The following is a 20,916-nucleotide window of genomic DNA, read 5'->3' on the forward strand; positions in this document are numbered from 1 at the left end:
TAGGAATAGGAATAGGAATAGGAATAGGAATAGGAATAGGAATAGGAATAGGAATAGGAATAGGAATAGGAATGCGGAGGTGACGATTTCAAATAAAAGAGCAGCAAGGAATTTCCTGCTGCTCTTTTTACATCACGATAAGCTGTTTTTATTTCGTGCCAGCACCTTCTAATAACTCGATGGCATCGTAAAGGACACCTGCTTCACCTCTAAAAGTTCCAGAGCCCTCTGGTTTGTTATCTTTTGTGTACCATTCATAAAATCCTTTGTTTTTGATAACACGGGCAAGCATCGGCTGTATTTGCGCATAAGCTTCCTGTTGAAAGCCATTTTCAACAAGCTGCTGAATCATACGACCACCAAACCAAGTCCAGTCCCCACCATTTTGATAACCGTAAGGATACATGCCTTTGTTCTTAAACGAGCCTGCCGGATAAGTCGGGTACACAGTAAGTCCAATTGTTGCTGCACCAGCATCTTTTACATTTTTAATCATTTTATCCAATGAAACTTTTATTTGCTCTTTGCTGAGCAAATTAGCCTCAATAGCAATTGCTGTTCCACCATGATAATAGATTTGATTTTCATCAAAATCAGCCGCAAAAGGAGAGCCTTTGATATAAATATGGGGAATAAACTTTTGGTTCTTTTCGTCCCAAAGGTGTTTCATGGTATTACTTGCTATAGACGCTCTGATTTTTCCCCACTTTTCTTTTTTCTCAGGGAAAAGATCCATGTAATTGTCAAGCGCGATCAAAAACATTGCATTGTCGTAGATGTCCAAAGCAATATGCGAATTTTCATCCAGGTGGACACCCCAATCGTGTTCAGGTTGAACGTCACCCCAATCGACCGTAGTTGCGCCCCAAAGTAAACCATAAGTAGCATTATAACGTTTGTCCAATAAAAATTGTAAAGCATGCTCCATGCGATCCTTTACAGTCGCATTTCCAATTTTTTCATCGAGAAAAGCCTTATCTTTCGTTGCAACGATATATTTATGTACCGCTTGGATTAAAGAAGACTCCTGGTCCGTTTCAACTGTATTTTTGTGTGCTGCATAATCAGGAGCTAAGGGACTTGTGATGGTATAATAGTCCGATACGCCATTTTTTAAGCTGGATTTTTTGACAAAACCATCGGCAATATTACCATCAGGACCTTGTAGCTTAAAAAACAAAGCTAATTGATCTTTGATCTGTTCATGGGGATGGACTTTTGTCGCTAAGGTGATAAATGTATTGTAATCTCTAATCCACACCTCACTGTATCCATCCCCCGCATTGAATCCACTTTTAATGACGTTCGTAGCCATATCTTTGACAAGATTGAAGCTGCTGTCTTTTTGGATGCTGTCCTGTAAATTGCTTGTCGAAACTTTACCGCCAGCATTTTGGCAGGACAGTAATAGGAGAGACGAAGATAATGCAAAAAATAGAGTTCTCATTGTGCTGTTAGTTTATAGTAAATGGTTTGATTAACATTTGGATTCTTTGACAAAAGATTGGATAACCTTTGCCTTATCGTTTCCTAAATTACGCAATGTATAGGATCCAGCAGCAGCAGGAACAGCAAAAGTCTCAGCATAATGAAAGACTTTCTTCATGCCATTTGCTGTCGTCAGCTCAATTGCCTCCCCCTCCACAAGCATCATGATGTGACACTGTCCTTGTGTTTCAATTGCAACATCCTGATCGAATTCGTATCTAAAAACATCGTAGAAATGATCTTCATGCGTTGGCAAATGTATTCTTGTTGCTTGCGCATCAAGGGCTACTTCAGTGGGCTGAGCGAGTAGCGTGTTTTTTACGACATCACCTTTTCGGCTAAAATTGAGGTTGGCGAATGCTCTATCAATATTTAACGGGCGTGGTTTCCCATCTAAATCCGGACGCACCCAGTCGTACATTTTAAAGGTATAATTGTAAGGTGTTGCACTGATTTCGAGTACGAGATTATTCACGCCGGAAGAATGTACGGTACCGTGTGGTATCAAATACAATTGGTGTTTCTTGGATTCAAATTTTTGAACGTATTGCTCGATATCCATGGCTGTTCCGGTATGGAAGCTCTCTTCTAAAGCTGAGCGAAATTTGTCTGCATCAATGGATTGCTGAAAGCCCAGATACACTTGTGCGTCCTCTTTTCTATCAACGATATAGTATGATTCGTCCTGTGTGAAGTTTTCTCCAAATTCTGTTTTTGCATAGGCTGGACTAGGGTGACATTGAATAGATAGGTTGCCGCCATCAAAGGTATCCAGAAAATTGAAGCGTATCGGGAATTCAACATCGAAACGTTGCTGGGCATGACCAAGCACATTGGCACTTTCTTGAAACATCAATTGATCAAATGAAATTTCGAGTGTATGTCCATTTGCTTCGAGCAAAATGCCATTCTCAGGGACAATCATTTCGAAGGACCACGCATAGTTCTTGACATGCTGATCTATGCCTGAAAGGTGCTCTTTCATCCACTGTCCACCCCATACGCCGGGTTCAAAAGTTGGTCGTACGCGGAAGTAATTTTGGGACATGGCTTCCAAAGTAACATGTAGATCCTTCCCTGTGATCCATGGTAGGTTTTGGGACGATTGTTGATCAGCAAGAATTTCGACACGGGAAAGGATAGACCTTTTATGTCTATTCAATATTTCCCAGTCGACAAAATAGTAACGTTTGTAGGTTTCCTTTTGATTGGTCTGTGTTGAACAGCCTAAGTTTAAAGCTTGTCCTGCACGCATGCGTTGAATAAGGACGTTTTTAGGCAGATCAATAAACATTAGCTGACTAGACGTATCGACTAATGATGCTCCAGGGCCATAAAAGATGGTATACTCAGCTTGTATTGATTCGGCGTTTGCTCGTATGTTTTGAAGGTCCGCAAGATTTTGGGTGTCAAAGTATTCAATGAGTTGAATCCCGGCCTTTTTTCCAAATAATGGATCGTCGCCACCGAGGTATGGTGCGACAAGCTCCTGGATCGCTGATTCAGTTTTTAAAGCTGAATCCATGGCAATAAATCGTGGAGTTACGCCCTGTTTTTCAAATTCTTGCTTTAGCTTGGGGATGATTGTAGCCCAGTCAACACCTACAAAACCATCAATGCTATGTATATTATGTTTAATGAGATGTGCAACAAGATCCGTGTAGGAATTTGATAGTGTTCCTTGAACCGGAAACGTCGGTGTGATTTCGTACTGAAAAGGTTTTGTTTGAGTATTAGAATACATATAATGTAATTTATTGCGAATGAATGATGTTGGATTAAGTCGCTTTTTGCTTACTCGTTTGTTGATTTTTTGTTGTGTTTTTCAATCCAGAACTTTTCGATCTCTTCCAAAGGTTTGCCCTTTGTTTCCGGAAGGAATCCAAGTACAACAAGGAATGCGATGGCACAGAAAAATGCAAACAACCAGAACGTATAGCGGGCCCCCCAGGAAGCGAGTAGAATGGGTGTTAGTTGTCCCACGATAGCATCGGAAATCCACATCACCATAATACTGATACCCATGGCACGAGCCCGGATGGCATTTGGGAAGATTTCGGCCGCCACAACAAATTTTAGCGGGCCAATGGAAAAAGCAAAGAAAAATAAGAACGAAAGTATAGCGATAATCAATGCGATATTATTGACCTGACCTTGATTAAAAAGATATCCAGTAACCAGCAAACTCAGGGTAGCACCTACCGTTCCCAAAAGATATAAGGGACGTCTACCCCAATTGTCAACCTTCCAGATGGCAAAGAAAGTAAATAACACATTGGCGGCTCCAAAGAATAGTTGAGCATGATAGGAATTATTTAATGAAATACCAGATTCAAGCAATATGCTCGGACCATAGTAGACAATTGCGTTTATGCCACTGAGCTGTGAAAATAAAGGAAGGAATAAGCCCAATAGGAAGGCCTTGCGATAAATAGGCGAGAAGAGATCACGTAGATTTCCCTTCGAGGAAACGTTGCCGACCTCTTGTATATCCGATAGTCCTAATGCGCCACTGATCGCTGCTACTTCCGTGTTCCGCCCATTTTTAGATAGCCAACGTGGACTTTCAGGAATAAAGTAAACTCCGATGCATAACAATAAAGCCGGTACTGCACCAACTAAAAACATAGTTCGCCAGAGTTCATTTTGCTGTGCGGAGCTATATTCGAGAATCAAATAATTGCTGATATACGCAAAAAGGATCCCGAATGTAATAGCGAGTTGGTAACAGGTGACTGATCTTCCTCTAAATTTACTTGGCGATATTTCAGCGAGATATAAGGGCACAACGATTGAGGCTATTCCAACACCCAAGCCCCCAATGCTTCTACTTGCAATTAATATGCTATAAGAAGGACTGAACCCACAGCCAATTGCTGAACATAAAAAGAGCAGGGCCGCAGTAACAAAGGCTGGTTTTCTGCCGTATTTATCTGTTAATGGTCCTGTGAAAAATACACCAACAATACAGCCTAGCAGGGCTGAACTGACAAAAACGCCCTCTTGAGCAGGAGATAGTCCGAAAAATTGCTTTACTAACGGCAATGCACCTGCAATTACAGCCATATCGAAACCGAAAAGGAGTCCTCCAAGTGAAACGATACATAAAATGATGATAAATCTCTTTGACATCTGCGGTTTATATTAATATGTATATACATACAAACATATATCTATTTTTTTAATTATGCAAAAAATCTTATTTTAGCACAAGCAATCCAACTGATGAATTTAAAAATAGATCATAAAAGCCCTGTTCCGCTGCATATACAAGCAGAGAATCTGTTACGCGAATTAATTAAGCAGCCTGAATATATAGAGGGTAAGTTATTGCCCAACGAAATTGAATTAGCAAAAAGATTGGCAATTTCCCGTTCTACTTTGCGTTTGGCGATCAATAAACTAGTCTACGAGGAGTTGCTCATTAGAAAGAAGGGAATAGGTACGAAGGTGGCTAGTTCCAAATTTAGTTCCAAATCCAAGAATTGGCTGAGTTTCTCACAAGAGATGAAAAACCGAGGAATTGAGGTAAAGAATTTTGAGCTTCACGTCAGCTGGGTTGTTCCGGACAAAGCAGTCTCGAAGTTTTTTAATGTAGATGAGGACCAAAAGCTATTAAAACTAGAACGTCTGAGAGGAAAGAAAGATGACCCATTTGTTTATTTTATCTCTTACTTCCACCCGCGTATAGGTTTAAACGGCGATGAAGATTTTAAGAGACCTTTATATGAGATCTTAGAAGCAGATTATCATGTCGTTGCAGATCTTTCTCAGGAAGAGCTGGATGCAATGGCCGCGAATAAATTTATAGCTGATAAATTGGAGATTAATATCGGTGATCCTATTCTGTCCCGCAAGCGCTTTGTATTTGACCAATCTGGGAAGCCGATTGAATATAATTTGGGGTTCTACCGCGCGGAAAGTTTTACCTATACTGTCGAAAGCAGAAGAGATTATTAGGGAATTCACTCATCCTTTTTGAATGGATTAATTGGATGAGTGAATAGCTAATTTATTTATTCTTTTAATGATTCTTTTCCAGGGTAGTTTCAGCCCAGCTTTCTAGGAGAGCTATTGCTTTACTCAGCACGCCTGCTGAACCTTTGAATTTTCCTGAGCCACTGGGTACGTTATTTTGACCATACCATTCGTAAAATCCTTTGTTTTTCACAACCCGATCGATCATCGGTTGGAGTTCGGTATAGGCTTCCTGATAAAAGCCGTTTAAAACGAGTTGTTGGATCATTCGTCCGCCAAACCAGGTCCAATCACCACCATTTTGGTATTGATAAGGCTGAGCCATTCCGCCGATGAAAAATCCAACTGGATAGGTTGGGTATAAGGTCAATCCAATACTCGGCATGCCAGATAACCGGACGTTTTCCAGCATTTGCGTATTGACTGTTTTTATTTCTGAAGGTGTCAGTAGCCCCGCTTCTATAGCGATGGCGGTGCCACCATGATAATGGATCGTATTTTCATCAAATCCTTTAGGAATAGGTGATGTCTTAGGGTATATGTGTGGGATAAATTTTTGTTTTTTCTTATCCCATAAATAACGTCTACTGTTCGTTTCGAGACTCTTCTTTAATCCTTTCCATTCCGCTACCTTGGGAGAGTTGGGCTGGATATCAATCAATGTCTGCAATGCAATAATAAACATCGCGTTGTCATAAATATCGATTGCCTCATTGGAAAGTTGGTCATTCCAATCACAACCAAAGCTGTCGTTGGGCTGTACATCGCCCCAATCTGCTGTCATCGCACCCCAAAGTAGCTGATACTTTTGGTTGAACCGTTCCTTTTTCAGATAATCCAACATAAGTTGGATACGGTCTTTTACAGAAATTCCACCGATAGACTCCTCCAAGATACTGTAATCCTTTGTTTTTCTTATGTATTTACCCAACAATTGGATGAGTGAGGTTTCCTGGTCGGTTTCTACCGTGTTTTTAAAACCCACATGATCAGGAGCGTTTTTTGAATAGTAGGGTGTATCATCATGCCAGGTAAAGTCTTTCTTTAGTACATAGCCGTCTACCATTTCGCCATTGGGCTGTTGCATCTTAAAAAATACTAAAATAGCCCCTCTAATGTCCGCTTGGGACCGCTCTTCCAATGCGGTTTCGATGAATGTATTGAGATCTCTGGCCCAAATTTGTGAGTAGCCACTTCCCGCATTGAAACCTTCTTTGATGACCTCTCGGGCAAGGCTATCCACATATTTTAGGTTTTGATCCGCTAGAATGCTTTTTGCTAGCTTAAGTTGCGCGATACGGTCGGGTTTTGTTTGTTGTGCTGATAGTTGGGTTCCGAGTAACAGAAGTATTAGACTAAAAAATGTGGTGTTTTTTTTCATTGTGGTTGTATTGTAATTAATTAGGATTGACAAGTGTACCTGTCAATCATTGGTATTTATTTCAACGTTAATTTGTATTTATTTCAGGCTTGTGATCGAAGATCAGCCGTTCGATGTGTATTTTTTTGAATTTATTTACTGGTTATATTTTAATATGTATGTACAATCAAAGTTATGGAAAAATGTCAGTATTTAAGCTTTAATAATGTTTTATTTGATTAGTATTTAAAATTTTACAAATTTTGGCGTTGCGATGTAACCTTTTAAGTCGTCAAATTGAATAAGAAAATCTAACTCATGTTTATACATACTCTATTTTTTTGTAAGTTTGCTGTAGAACCTAATTGAGAACAATGGTAAAGCGTATCATTTATTATTTTTGTAGTTTATTTGTTAGTACGGCCGCTGTTTTTGCGCAGCAGAAAACAGATTTGACCGTTTTTGTAAAACCTAATATTGGATCCGTCCATAGTCGGTATTTCTTTTATACACCAGCAGCCGTACCTTTTGGAATGGCTAAGCTCGCTCCGAGCACAAATGGAAGCTATGGGAACAAGTCGGGCTGGGAGGCCGTGGGTTATGACGATAGGCATACCTCAATAGAAGGCTTTGCTAATTTTCACGAATTTCAGGTAGGCGGAGTGGTATTTGCACCATCCGTTGGAAAATTGAAGACAATGCCCGGTCAACTTGATCGTCCACAAAGCGGTTATCGTTCCGATTTTGACAAGAAGGATGAATTTGCCACTTCTGGCTATTACCGTGTCAAGCTAAAAGATTATAATATACTTGCTGAGCTTACGGCAACGAAGCGTGTCGGTTTTCACCGCTATACTTTTCCAAAAACGGAAGAAGCCAACCTTATTTTCGATATTGGCCAGGTGATGGGGGAAAGTGGACCGGTCGTTGATGCCGAAGTAAATTATGACAAACAGCACGTCTGGGGATATGTGGTTACCAATCCTATATATGTACAAAAATATCAGCAGGGGGCTACGGTCAAAATGTTTTTCTTTGCGGAGATCAACAAACAACCGAAGTCTTTTGGGACATTTAGAGATTCTATAACTTTTGACCAACATACGCGCATAAAAGGAAAAGGAGCTGGAGTATATCTGAAGTTTGGCACTGAAGCAGGCGAATCAATAGACATCAAGACGGGTTTATCTTATACTTCTGTAGAAAACGCACAACTGAATTTGCTTAAAGAGGCGAAGGATATGTCGTTTGATGCTGCAAAGAGTAATGCCTTGCAAACCTGGAATAGTGAACTGGGAAGAATTTTGGTGGAAGGGGGCAAAGCGGACGACCGCATTAAATTTTATACGGGATTGTATCATGCTTTACTTGGCCGTGGGCTTGCAAGCGACGTAAATGGTGCATATCCCAAAAATGACGGCTCGGTGGGGCAGATTGCCCTAAATAAGCAAGGGCAACCGATTCATCATCACTATAATACTGATGCCATCTGGGGTGCATTTTGGAATTTAACACAGCTGTGGTCTATTGCTTATCCGGACTATTACAACGACTGGATTCAGAGTCAATTGTTGGTCTATCGCGATGCCGGTTGGTTAGGAGACGGTATTGCCAACAGTAAATACGTTTCGGGTGTAGGAACTAATTTTACAGGTTTGGCAATTGCTGCGGCGTATAATGTCGGTATCCGTGACTATGATGTGAATCTTGCTTATGATGCGGTGCGCAAAAATGAATTGGAAGCGAAGGACCGTCTGCCTGGAGCGGGAAAGTTAGATGTGGGAGTTTTCGTCCGCAAAGGCTATTCGCCCTATATAAAAGATGATCATGGTAGTCCCGAACTAATAACCAATGGATCTCCTTTTGGCGCTTCGCATACCTTGGAATATGCTTTTTCCGCCGGAGCGGCTGCGCAATTTGCAAAATCATTGGGGCGTCAAAAAGACTATGTTAAATTTCAGGAATTATCCAATGGATGGCGCAATCTGTATGATACCGAGACGAAGTTTATGCGACCAAAGGACAGTACTGGACGGTTTATTTCAAACTTTAACCCTTATGAACCATGGCGCGGATTCCAGGAAGGAAATGCTTGGCAGTATACATTCTATGTTCCGCATGTTCCACAAGAGTTGGTTAAACTGGTCGGAAAGGATCTGTTCAATCAGCGGTTGGATAGTATCTTTACGGTGTCGCAGAAGAATGTGTTTGGAGGTGGCACACAAATTGACGCTTTCGCAGGGATTGAAAGTCTTTATAATCACGGTAATCAACCGAATCTGCATATCTCTTGGCTGTTCTATTTTTCTGGTAGACCTGATCTAAGTCAAAAATGGGTACGGGCAATTTGCAATGAGTTTTATGGTAACGATGCGATACATGGCTATGGCTACGGACAAGACGAAGACCAAGGACAGCTTGGAGCATGGTATGTCTTGTCGAGTATCGGCCTATTCGATGTCCGAAGTCTCACCACCGAGAAGCCCGCACTTCAGATCGGCGCGCCACTTTTCGATCGGGTAACGATACAATTGCCGAAGAAATTAAGAAAAAATAAATTTATCATTCAGGTGAAGAAAGAGCAGCCCAATAGTTCTATTGTTGATCAAGTTCGGTTGAATAATCGCCTGTGGAAAGGTTGGCAACTTCCTTTTGAACGTTTGGTGGAAGGTGGGATTTTAGATCTCAAGTTGAAAGGTGACTAAATATAAGATAAAAAAATAGCCCCATTCGGGGCTATTTTCAAGGTAGGTTGGTTTGTTGATTGCCTACGCGATTTCAGCAATAAAATTGCCCTCTTGATCCAAATCAGCTTTATGGGCTGCGATTTGTTGAAGATTAATATGTCCGATGACATATTTGAAATCTGGTGCGTAATATCGTTCTGTGATTTCACTGAAATTTAACTTTTCAATCAGTGTATCATCGGTGTATCTCAAATAAACCTTAATTAAATAATCTTGGCTATAATTTAATGTGCTGGATTCTAAATGTTTTTTATACTCATAGCGGTATCCATAGCGAAGAGCCGCGATATCCGATAGCACAGCAGAACCTGTTGGGTGGCCACCTGCTCCTTTACCATAGAAAAATTGTTCGTCTGCAAAGGCCGCTTTCACCAATACTCCATTGTTCTCATTTTCTACATTATAGAGCATGCTGTCTTTGCCTACTAGGCGTGGTAATACATAAAGTACAACTTTGTCGCCGTCGATCTCTTTTGCCGTCGGTATCAATTTGATCTTGAGATTCTTTTCTTTCGCAAAACGAATATCTTGCTGTCCCAATTTATCAATACCAATATTGAACACATCTTCTGGTTTGACATAGATACCGTACGCATGTGAAGCAACAATACATACCTTAAATTTGGGGTCAAATCCACCTACATCCAGCGTTGGATCTGTTTCTGCAAAACCAAGTTCTTGTGCTTTCTTTAAAGCATCTGTATATTGCTGATTTTCGTTGAAAACTTTAGATAAAATGTAGTTGGAAGATCCATTAAAAATACCGCTGACAGAATGCAGTAATTCATTGTCATAGTATTCTTCTAAATTCCGTATAATGGGAATACTTCCGCAAACGGCACCTTCATATAATAAACTGGTCCCGTATTCATGTTGGATATCAACCAGCTCTTCCAAATGGCTGGCAATCATTTTTTTATTAGCAGATACCACATTTTTCCCCGATTTCAAAGCACGAACAGTTAGTTGGTATGCTGCTTCGGCATCATCGATTAGTTCGACAACAGTATTAATTTCTGGGTCACCTAAAATTGTTTCGGCATCGGTAGAGAATAAATCTGCTGGTAGCGAGCGTTTTTTATCTCCGTTTTTAATGACAAATTTCTTGATCTCCAGATTAAGATCTTTGGTTTTGATGATATCGTAAAGACCTTGGCCTACGACACCAAACCCAAACATCCCTATTGTTAATTTATTACTCATATCTCTTCTTAAATTCTCTTATATATTATTTACTCTCTTATACTAATTCGTTTATGTATTCTTTTTGTTCCCGCAGAAAGCTGCTAATGATTTTTGTGAGTTTTTTTGTTTCGATCAAAAAGCCATCGTGGCCATAGGTCGATTCAATCTCTTGATAATGGGCATTGGGAACATGTTGCGCGATGAATTGTTGCTCTTGTGGCGGAAACAACAAATCTGTATTAACGCTCAGGACTAAAGTTGGACAATCAATGCTCGCCAAAGCAGATTCAATAGATCGTCTTCCCCGACCTAAATTGTGGCTGTCCATTGCTTTGGTCAGGAAATAATAGCTGTACGCATTATAGCGTTTCACCAATTTTTCACCCTGATAGTTCTGATAGGAGGATGCTTTATAATGATCGAGTTTTTCGTTATCATCCTCCTTTTGCGTGTTGGCATACGTTGTATAGTTGCGGTAAGACAACAGTGCCATAGCGCGTGCAACTTTCAATCCTTTAGCTCCACCATCAGGGTGATTGGCGTAAAAGGTTCGATCAGTTGTAATGGCCAGACGTTGACTTTCATTGAATGCAATACCCCATGGTGAGTGGACGGCATTTGTTCCAACCACGATGAGATGGTTGATGGCTATACTGTGCGTTACGGCCCATTCCAATGCTTGTTGACCGCCTAATGACCCCCCGATAAGGATCTCTATTTGTTTGATTTCCAGGTGGTCCGCAAGGACTTGATGTGCGTTGACCAAATCCCTCACTGTGAATTCGGGGAAAGATAGGTAATAGGGTTGTCCGGTTGCTGGGTTTACAGATAGCGGATTACTGCTATTATATGCTGATCCTATGACATTGGCACAAATAATATAATAATCGTTTGCATCAAACAACTCACCTGTTCCAAAAAGACCGGACCACCAATCCAGCACATCTGCATTGGCCGTTAATGCATGGCAAACCCAGATCACATTGCTGCGATCTGCGTTGGGTTTGCCAAATGTTTCATAACTGATTTGTAAATCAGTAAGCTCTCTTCCATTTTCAAATACAAAAGGCTCCGGGTGCAGATATATATGCTTACTCATTTCACGTTTAAGTTTTAAGCCGAAAAAATCTGATTATTTAATTTTATCAAAAGCTTGTTGTAAATCGGCTTTGATATCATCAATATGCTCTATTCCTACAGAAAGACGTAATAAGCCTTTGAAGACTCCGGCATTGGCTTGATCTTCATCACTCAATTGTTGGTGGGTTGTAGCTGCTGGATGAATAATCAATGACTTCGTATCACCAACATTGGCCAAATGACTGATCAATTCTAAGCTGTCGATAAAGCTATTGGCCTTTTGCGCTGCGTCACCTTTAAGTTGGAAAGAAAGTACCGCGCCATAGCCATTTTTAAGGTATTTTTGTGCGTTAGCGAAGCTCGGAGAGCTTTTTAATCCCGGATAGTTTACTTTTTCTACCTGTGGATGCGCCTCAAGCCATTTTGCGACCTCTAAAGTGTTGTCTACATGGCGTTGCACCCGCAAAGACAAGGTTTCAAGTCCTTGTAATAATAAAAATGAATTGAAAGGGGAGAGTGCTGGTCCGAAATCCCGGAGCCCTTCCACACGCGCCCGAATAGCAAATTGAATATTTCCGAATGGTCCGCTTTCACCGAAAACTTCGGAAAATACTAAACCATGATAGCCTTCAGATGGTTCGGAAAATTGCGGGTATTTTCCATTGCCCCAATTGTAGTTTCCGCCGTCGACGATGACACCGCCAATGCTTGTGCCATGTCCACCGATCCATTTAGTTGCCGATTCAACAACCACATTTGCACCATACTCCAGAGGTTTAAATAAATAACCTCCGGCTCCAAAAGTATTGTCGACGATTAATGGTAAGTCATATTTTTTTGCTACAGCAGCAATTTTTTCAAAGTCGGGAATATTGAAACTTGGGTTTCCGATTGTTTCAACATAGATTGCTTTTGTTTTATCATCAATGAGCGCTTCAATTTTATCGGCTTCGGCGTCTGTAGCAAAACGAGCTTCGATGCCTAGGCGCTTAAAAGAAACTTTAAACTGGTTGAATGTACCGCCGTATAAGTTGGATCCCGCAACAAAATTGTCACCACTTTCCAAAATATTATTTAAAGCTATAAACTGTGCCGCCTGGCCGGATGCAACAGCAACAGCTGCAACTCCACCTTCCAGTGCCGCAATACGTTGTTCGAAAACATCCGTAGTAGGGTTCATAATCCGTGTATAAATATTACCGAACTGCTTTAATGCAAATAAGTTTGCGCCGTGTTCGGCATTTTCAAATACAAAAGATGTTGTTTGATATATAGGAACTGCTCTGGATCCCGTAGTAGGGTCAGCGACTTGACCAGCGTGAACCTGAAGAGTTTCGAATTTTAAATTTTTGTTTGAAGACATAATATATCAGATTTTAAGGGTTCAAAAAGAAATTGCAAAGTAAAAAGAGAAGCATACACACCTCCTTGAAGGGTCTGTTAAATCTTTATCCAAGAAAACGGAAATGATTTTTAACAAGCATGGAAGTGCATATGCATACGCATTCGCATCGATACAATTGTACGATGGGTTACACTTTCGCTTATCGTGCGGTTCACTTGTGTTGAACCTGAATTTTTAATGGACTTCAGTAATTTAATAATCATTGTCTTATGTCATTTATATGCTCCAAAACGATATTGTTTTGGACAGGAATTGGCACCTTTTCAAACAAATTGAAGGTTGCCAGCGGGTCATTGAGCCAGTCTCTCGCCACTTCTTTATAAATCAAGACCTACTGATGAAGGGAGGTGTTGATTAGAAATCTTCTTTCGAAGACGACACAAATATAAACTCTTTTTTTATTAAAGCAAAAGAAATGCTATTTTTTAGTTAAAGGAATTTTGAATAACATGCCGATTGGCATCACATATCTTCCGATGAAACCGCAAAAGTAACTGTCAATCGGGTATTACGATTTCTTTAAATTGATCCGTTCTGCAGTTTGATTTAAATCTGTTAGAAGAGGTTTAAGCGCATCGATTCTACTATGGATATCATAGGCGAGGTGGCGATTCGTCTTTTTGCTTAACGATAGCGAGAGGCCCACCAAATGGGAATTGACCTGATATGCGAGTGCCTGAAAATGGTGAATATGTGACCAATCCATCCATTTGTGCTCGGGTTCTTTTTTCATTTGATTAATAGCGTCTGAAAACAGGGCCATGGCGGTCTGCGCCTTTTTACGAGCCAGTCGTATATCAAACGAACTTTGTCTTTCGTCCGACAGACGGTTATTGATGATCTGGAAATAATGCGCGTTGTAAAGGGATACCTCTTTTGCCAGCTGAACCATGCCTGTGCTTTGGCGTACAGGTATCAAGAAATAACCCGCTATAGCCAAGAATGCTCCAATCAGTGTGAAAAGTATTCGGCTGCCTAAAATGAGATTGATGTTCCCTTCGAACAGATTGAGCGCAATCACAATTCCCAAGGTAATGAAGATGACACTGACCATATAATTAGATCGGTTGAACAAAAAGAATCCGAAAAGACCCAATGCAGCTATGGTCAGGAGTGCTGGGAGAAAATGAATAGAAATTAAGCAGAACACACCAACTATAATACCCGAGAATGTACCGACAATACGTTCTATATTACGGGTTTTTGTCATTGAAAATGCTGGCCTGGCAACAATAGCGATTGTCAGTAAGATCCAATAGGTATATTTAAAATCCAAAAATAAAATACCGATCAATGCACCTGTTCCAAAAAGAAGAGCCATCCGAATCGCAAATCGAAAAAGCGGATTATTCAGATGGAGTTTACTTTTTAGATCAGCGAGATTACGTAATGGTCGACTGATAAATTGTTGGTACTCACTGGTGTCAATCTTATCCTGAATTTCCTGATTTTGATAAAAAGCGACCTGGATTCTGTTGAGTACATCAATAATTGCTTCGATGTTGCTTATGATCGAACATAATATACCTTTTGCTGGATCGGCCTGTTGTTCTTGAATTTCTTTTAAATCCCGTAAGAGGGCATTAATTTTAAAGTTATTATGGTATAATTGATGCGCATACCGGAACCTCTTGTTGGGTTGTGAAAAGCTATCGATTTCTAACGCTAATAATTTGATTGTGTGACGAATTAAGGGGAGGCTGCCCGTGTCTGCAAGATTTTTGCGAATTGCATCGTAGTCATGATCAAGCGCAATAATTAACTCATGGAGGTCAATTAATCCATAAACCTGACTAAGCCAATAATTGCTTTTATGCCACTGTTGGCTTATGATTTTTTTTTCTCGAAACAGAAGAGACCTGATTTGTTCCTGTTGTTCGCTGATCTGGCCATGAATTTTTCCTACGCGACTGTACGTAATATTCAAAGGAATATTGGGATCGTAAGACTGTGATCGTATCAATAGAAATTGGGACAATCCATGAAAGCCATTGGCCATGGCATGTTTTAAAGAGCGATAAGGTTGTATATAGGCTTGTAAAAGGCTAAAAAAGTAATATATTATGGAACCTGTTGTAATCTGTAAGCCAACCGCAAAGGGGTGTTGTGGGGCCATTCCGATCACAAAACTCATGAGAATCAATGTCATGTTTCCAATTGCAGCATAGCGGGCTCCAAAAATGCCGTATAAGGTGCATATAAAACCGGCTGCCGCTAGCACTATAACCAAGGGCCAATGATAGGGAAATACAATAGCTGTAAACAATGATGCAACAAAGAAGGTGGGAATACATACCAGAGCTGAAGAAAGTTTATCTTTTCTGTTGCCAGGAGGATCGGTGAGTGTCGTTAACAACGATCCGACACCGATTCCAATAGCCGTGCTCGCTTGCGCTCCCAATAAATAGATCGCCAAACTTGGCAAAATACTGATGGCAACATTACGTAATGCGTCTCCAGCATGCTCGCCATGCATAAATCGTATCATAAGGATATAAATACGGTAGAGTCTTTTCTTCAATGATACAGTGCTCATGAATCAGTTTACTAATTTTCGATGCAAAAATACAAATATTATGCTTAATATTTTTTGTATACAATTTATTTGTTTTGAATTTTATTTGTTTTTTGAATTTTTATTTTGATTCGATGTCATTTTCCTACGATATGTTTCAGAAGATTCAAAATTAGCTCGCATGATCCTATCCGCTGTAAAAGCGATCAGCGAAGGATAGGGTTTACCGATATTATTTGGTTGTCTACCGAGTGAATCGCACTACCTGTCTATTTCTGCTAGTCAACGTGTAATGAATACACGAGGTTTGTTGTCATTATTATGAAGTTGACTATCCGATCGATAGCCCAAAGAAATTACATTATGAAACCACAAAAAATTAAATTGCTCTTATTTTCTATTGTTTTATTCCTGTGTTCTAATGCCGGACCCGTTTCAGCACAGTCTGACGGGGGGAAATTACGTACTGTCGTTGTTGGGCAGGACAACAAGCCCATTGCTGCCGCAAATATTTCACTGTTTCGTAAACCCAATGATGTCTTGTTAAAAGGAACCTTATCCAACGAAAATGGAGAAATTGTGTTGTTTGCGATACCCGAGGGGAAGTACAGCTTACAGGTGTCCACGGTGGGTTATAGTACTTATCGTTCTGGGGAAATGGTTCTGCGTGAGGGTGATTTCAAGGTGCTGGATACGATTCGATTACAGCTGGAAAGTAAAGTGCTGGATGAGGCACAGGTGATTGGCAAGAAGCCATTAATTGAAAGTCACCTTGATAAAGTTGTGCTCAATGTCGAGAACAGTATTTTGGCAACCGGAAATAACGCATTGGAACTCTTGCAAAAGGTTCCGGGGGTAACTTTAGACAACAAAAAGATCAACCTACGTGGAAAAAGTAATGTGATTATCATGATTGATGGTAAGCCTACTTATCTTTCTGCAGATGAAGTGTCGCGCTTATTGGAAAATACAGCTTCAAATGCAATAGCCTCGATCGAAGTACTCACCAATCCACCTGCAAAATATGATGCCGCAGGAAATGCAGGAATTATTAATATTAAGACGAAGAGGAATACGCAATTTGGAAGTAATGTTAGTTTAAACCTCAATTTAGGGCAGGGTAAATATACAAAGGCTGATGGTGGCTTTCTCATAAACCATCGTAACAATTGGGTGAACTTATTTTCTTCCTATAACTATGCAACTGCCTTAGGCTTTAATGATTTAGATATCGATAGGGCTGTAGATACCAAAAGCGGGACGACTTTTTTCAATTCGGATTCTTATTCCAAATTCCGCTATCGAGGCCATAATTTCAAATTTGCGGCAGATTTTAACCTGGGGAAACAGGAGGTCATTGGATTTGTGGTTAATGGTAATGTAAGCAATGGTCATTCAACACGGGAGGGAAGCAATCTGATCGCTTCTCAAAAAGGAAAGCTTGATTCGGTAGTATTAGGAAGTAATTTGTCAGATTTTAAATACCATTACCTCACTTATAATCTGAATTACAAAAAGACATTTGATACCTTAGGGACTGAATTGACATTTAATGGGGACTATTCATATTCGAAAAATAATGACAATAGCACTGTTGGAAACCATTTTTTGGACGCAAACTGGGAAGAATTTAAATCACCGCATATTTTCCGGAATGATATGCTTTCTAAGGCAAAAATATTAGTTTTTAAAACCGATTTTGTGCATCCTTTTAATAAAACGACGAAACTCGAGGCGGGGTTAAAATATAGCCGTGTAAAAACAGATAATAATTTGTTGTACGAAGATCAGGATCAGCAAGGCGAGTTTGTGCAAAATAATGGTCAAAGTAATCATTTTTTGTACAATGAAAATATAGCAGCAGCTTATTTCAGTTTAAATAAATCGTTCGGAAAGTTTTCGGTACAAACTGGACTGCGTGTTGAAAATACGAGCTCCCTAGGAAACTCAGTGACGCTTGGGCAACAAACAAAACGTACCTATACCGATTTTTTTCCATCAATATTTGTACAGCAACAAATTAATGATAATCACAAGCTTGGTGCGAGTTATAGCAGACGTATTGACCGCCCTGATTATGGGTCATTGAATCCCTTTGTGTATTATTTGGATCAATACACGTATCAGTATGGCAACCCTTATTTAAATCCACAATATACCAATTCGTATGAAGTAAATTATACCTTTAAAGATCGCTACTTACTGAGTTTGGGCTACAAGAGGACCAACGATGCAATCACTCAGGTCATAGAAAGTAATTCAGAGACCAAAGCTATTGCACAGACCGATCGAAATCTGGCTTATTTTGATTATTACAACATGAATATCAATATACCCGTTAAGCTTTTTAAATGGTGGAGTATTTCTAACAATGCCAGCGCTTTTTATAATAAGTTTAGTTTTGATGAACACTCCGGAGCACAACGCCAATTGGAAAAGTTATCGTTCCAGGTAAGTTCCAATCATGATATCCGAATTGGAGAAACAACAAACCTGGAGCTGACGGGCAATTATTTCTCGCCAGCAGTTTATGGCGTATTTAGTTTTCAGTCTTACTATGGCATTGATCTAGGTGCAGGTAAAACATTTCTTGACAAAAAATTGAATGTCAAGTTGGGTATAAATGATGTCTTGAATACAAGAGGCCAGCGCAGACTGTCGAGTTATCAGGAAAATGGATACTATCGTATACGAAATGCATATGATAGTCGGGTTATCCGATTGTCTGTTTCTTATCGTTTTGGTAATATGAATATTAAGTCAGTCAATAAAAAGGGGGGGGATAATGACGAAGATAATCGATTAAAAAAATAAGTGCTACTGTCATTAGGGGAAGTAAGGAAGCAAGAGATGACGAATGTTCCCCTAAAACAAAAAGAGCCAGCAATATCGCCGGCTCTTTTGTTTTATTGGGAAGTTATCTTAACTTAAAAATAAAATCTCTCTCAATTTTGGAAGAGGCCATTTTTTGTCATCAACAATTTTCTCCAATTTGTTGACATGATAACGGATCACATCGAAATATGGTTTAACCAATTCATCGTAAGCGATTGATCTCTCACGTACATCATCAATTTGGTTTGCTTTTTTACGTTCTTGACGCATTGCTTCAGCTTGCTCCAAGATGGTATTTACGTGTGTTGAAATACGTTCTACAAAGTTCAATTGAGAGCTGAATGCTGCTTGTGCCAGACCCAGGTCTTTTAATCCTTTGACGTTTTCAATCAATTCGTTTTGATAAATGAAACATGCTGGGGCGATTTGGTTGTTAACCATCTCTTCGATGACACGCGCCTCAATTTGTAATTTTTTATAGAAGTTTTCAAGCAAAATTTCGTGGCGAGCTTCTGATTCACGTTTGGTATAAATACCTAGTGATTCAAACAGGGCTAAAGATTCTTCTTTTACATAAACATCTAATGCTTTAGGTGTCGATTTGATGTTAGAAAGACCACGTGCTTCGGCCTCTTTTTCCCATTCTTCGCTGTATCCATTGCCTTCAAAGCGGATTGCTTTTGAATCTTTGATGTATTTGCGGACAACATTTAAGATCGCAAGATCTTTTTTGGTGCCTTTTTTGATTTGTTTATCTACTTCTGTTTTGAACTCGATCAATTGCGCTGCAACGATTGCATTCAACACGGTCATCGGTAAAGCGGAGTTTGCAGAAGAACCAACAGCGCGGAATTCAAACTTGTTACCGGTAAAGGCAAATGGTGAAGTACGGTTCCGGTCTGTATTGTCCAGTTTTAATTCAGGAACTTTAGGAATACCATGCCATAAGTTTGCCTCTGCTTTTACTTTTTTAGCAACACGAGCAGATTCAACTTCTTCCAAAAGCTCATCCAATTGAGAGCCTAAGAAAATTGAAATAATTGCTGGTGGAGCCTCATTTGCACCCAGACGGTGATCGTTGCTTGCACTAGCGATAGAAGCGCGCATCAAATCAGCGTATTCATAAACAGCTTTGATGGTATTGACGAAGAAAGTCAAGAACATCAAATTGTTTTTAGGTGTTTTTCCAGGAGATAATAAATTTACACCAGTATTTGTGATTAAAGACCAGTTGTTGTGTTTACCAGATCCGTTGACACCAGAGTATGGTTTTTCATGCAACAATACTTTGAAGTTGTGTCTTAAAGCAACTTGTTCCATGACATTCATCAACAATTGGTTGTGATCGATGGCCAAGTTGATTTCTTCGTACATTGGAGCACATTCAAATTGAGAAGGTGCAACTTCGTTGTGACGAGTCTTTAAAGGAATACCTAATTTTAGCGCTTCGTTTTCCAAGTCCACCATGTACGCTAATACGCGCTCTGGAATCGCACCAAAATAGTGGTCTTCCAATTGTTGGCCTTTGGCCGACATGTGGCCAAATAACGTACGGCCCGTTAACTGAAGATCTGGACGAGCATTATATAAGGAAAGGTCAACCAAGAAATACTCTTGTTCAATACCAAGAGAAGCGTTTACTTTAGTGACCGATTTGTCAAAATATTGAGCAACATCCGTTGCCGCTTTATCTACTGCGTTGATGGCTTTCAATAAAGGAGCTTTATAGTCTAATGATTCACCCGTATAGGAAACAAAAACTGTTGGAATACATAATGTTTTACCAGCACCTGTTTCGTAAATGAATGCAGGAGAAGATGGATCCCAAGCTGTATATCCTCTAGCTTCGAATGTATTACGGATACCACCATTTGGGAAAGAAGATGCATCGGGCTCTTGTTGAACTAATGCGTCAGCAGTAAATTTTTCAATGGCTTCATCGTTTTCGTCTGGCTCAAAAAAAGCATCATGTTTTTCAGCAGTCGAACCCGTTAAAGGTTGAAACCAGTGTGTGTAGTGAGAAACGCCGTGGTTAAGTGCCCAAGTTTTCATGGCCTGTGAAATGTGTTCAGCCAAATCTCTTGAAATAATCTGTCCCTCTTCAATGGATGCAACTAACTCCTTGTATGAATTTTTAGGAAGGTAGTCTTTCATTTTGTTTACGGAAAAAACATTCTTTCCGTAAATGTCAGTTGCTTTTTTAGTTTCAACTTTTTCAAATGAAGCAATTTGGCGTGAGCCTGCTGCTTCTACTGCTTTGAATCTTAGGTTCGACATTTGTATTTTGTTGTTAAATTACAGTTTTGTTGATTTTGTTTTTCAA

General features: G+C 39.9%; 12 protein-coding genes and 1 riboswitch. Of the genes, 3 read left to right on the forward strand and 9 right to left on the reverse strand.

Annotated features, from left to right (window positions below; all coding sequences use genetic code 11):
• Positions 1-148 precede the first annotated feature (148 nt).
• From AAW12_RS15845 to AAW12_RS15855, 3 genes are read right to left on the reverse strand one after another with little or no spacing between them, the layout of a single operon-like run.
• On the reverse strand, positions 149-1,447 hold the full coding sequence (locus AAW12_RS15845) for a hypothetical protein (protein WP_046674609.1): 1,299 nt from the start codon (positions 1,445-1,447) through the stop codon (positions 149-151).
• Between the two features lie 30 nt (positions 1,448-1,477).
• Positions 1,478-3,232 (reverse strand): class I mannose-6-phosphate isomerase, encoded by a 1,755-nt coding sequence (locus tag AAW12_RS15850; RefSeq protein ID WP_046674610.1) that lies wholly within the window; start codon positions 3,230-3,232, stop codon positions 1,478-1,480.
• 50 nt (positions 3,233-3,282) lie between these two features.
• Complete coding sequence (locus AAW12_RS15855; protein WP_046674611.1) at positions 3,283-4,620, reverse strand: sugar porter family MFS transporter; 1,338 nt, start codon at positions 4,618-4,620, stop codon at positions 3,283-3,285.
• Between the two features lie 93 nt (positions 4,621-4,713).
• Between AAW12_RS15855 and AAW12_RS15860 the strand changes: the two genes are divergently transcribed.
• On the forward strand, positions 4,714-5,448 hold the full coding sequence (locus AAW12_RS15860) for a GntR family transcriptional regulator (RefSeq protein ID WP_046674612.1): 735 nt from the start codon (positions 4,714-4,716) through the stop codon (positions 5,446-5,448).
• 64 nt (positions 5,449-5,512) lie between these two features.
• Here AAW12_RS15860 and AAW12_RS15865 read toward each other — a convergent pair whose 3' ends face one another.
• Complete coding sequence (locus tag AAW12_RS15865) at positions 5,513-6,847, reverse strand: hypothetical protein (protein ID WP_197084059.1); 1,335 nt, start codon at positions 6,845-6,847, stop codon at positions 5,513-5,515.
• Positions 6,848-7,200: 353 nt separating this feature from the next.
• Here AAW12_RS15865 and AAW12_RS15870 point away from each other — a divergent pair, with 353 nt between their 5' ends.
• Complete coding sequence (locus tag AAW12_RS15870; RefSeq protein WP_046674613.1) at positions 7,201-9,531, forward strand: GH92 family glycosyl hydrolase; 2,331 nt, start codon at positions 7,201-7,203, stop codon at positions 9,529-9,531.
• 63 nt (positions 9,532-9,594) lie between these two features.
• Here the strand turns inward: AAW12_RS15870 and AAW12_RS15875 are convergent, their stop codons facing one another.
• From AAW12_RS15875 to AAW12_RS15890, 4 genes are all read right to left on the reverse strand, one after another.
• Positions 9,595-10,776 carry a homoserine dehydrogenase gene (locus tag AAW12_RS15875; protein ID WP_046674614.1) on the reverse strand — a complete coding sequence of 394 codons (1,182 nt, stop codon included), beginning with the start codon at positions 10,774-10,776 and terminating at the stop codon, positions 9,595-9,597.
• 37 nt (positions 10,777-10,813) lie between these two features.
• Positions 10,814-11,857, reverse strand: coding sequence for a homoserine O-acetyltransferase family protein (gene metX / locus AAW12_RS15880; RefSeq protein ID WP_046674615.1), 1,044 nt, complete (start codon positions 11,855-11,857; stop codon positions 10,814-10,816).
• 33 nt (positions 11,858-11,890) lie between these two features.
• Entirely contained in the window at positions 11,891-13,201 is a 1,311-nt protein-coding gene (locus AAW12_RS15885) for an O-acetylhomoserine aminocarboxypropyltransferase/cysteine synthase family protein (RefSeq protein ID WP_046674616.1), read from the reverse strand.
• 255 nt (positions 13,202-13,456) lie between these two features.
• A riboswitch (SAM riboswitch) is annotated at positions 13,457-13,569 on the reverse strand.
• Positions 13,570-13,751: 182 nt separating this feature from the next.
• Positions 13,752-15,779, reverse strand: a complete 2,028-nt coding sequence (locus AAW12_RS15890) for an FUSC family protein (RefSeq protein ID WP_046674617.1) — start codon at positions 15,777-15,779, stop codon at positions 13,752-13,754.
• A gap of 342 nt (positions 15,780-16,121) precedes the next feature.
• Here AAW12_RS15890 and AAW12_RS15895 point away from each other — a divergent pair, with 342 nt between their 5' ends.
• A complete protein-coding gene (locus AAW12_RS15895) occupies positions 16,122-18,572 on the forward strand; it encodes a TonB-dependent receptor domain-containing protein (protein ID WP_046674618.1) in 2,451 nt (816 codons plus the stop codon).
• A 108-nt stretch (positions 18,573-18,680) separates the two neighbouring features.
• Here the strand turns inward: AAW12_RS15895 and AAW12_RS15900 are convergent, their stop codons facing one another.
• Positions 18,681-20,870, reverse strand: coding sequence for a glutamine synthetase III (locus tag AAW12_RS15900; RefSeq protein WP_046674619.1), 2,190 nt, complete (start codon positions 20,868-20,870; stop codon positions 18,681-18,683).
• Positions 20,871-20,916: the final 46 nt, after the last annotated feature.

The organism is Sphingobacterium sp. Ag1, from assembly GCF_000988325.1.
Lineage (GTDB): Bacteria > Bacteroidota > Bacteroidia > Sphingobacteriales > Sphingobacteriaceae > Sphingobacterium.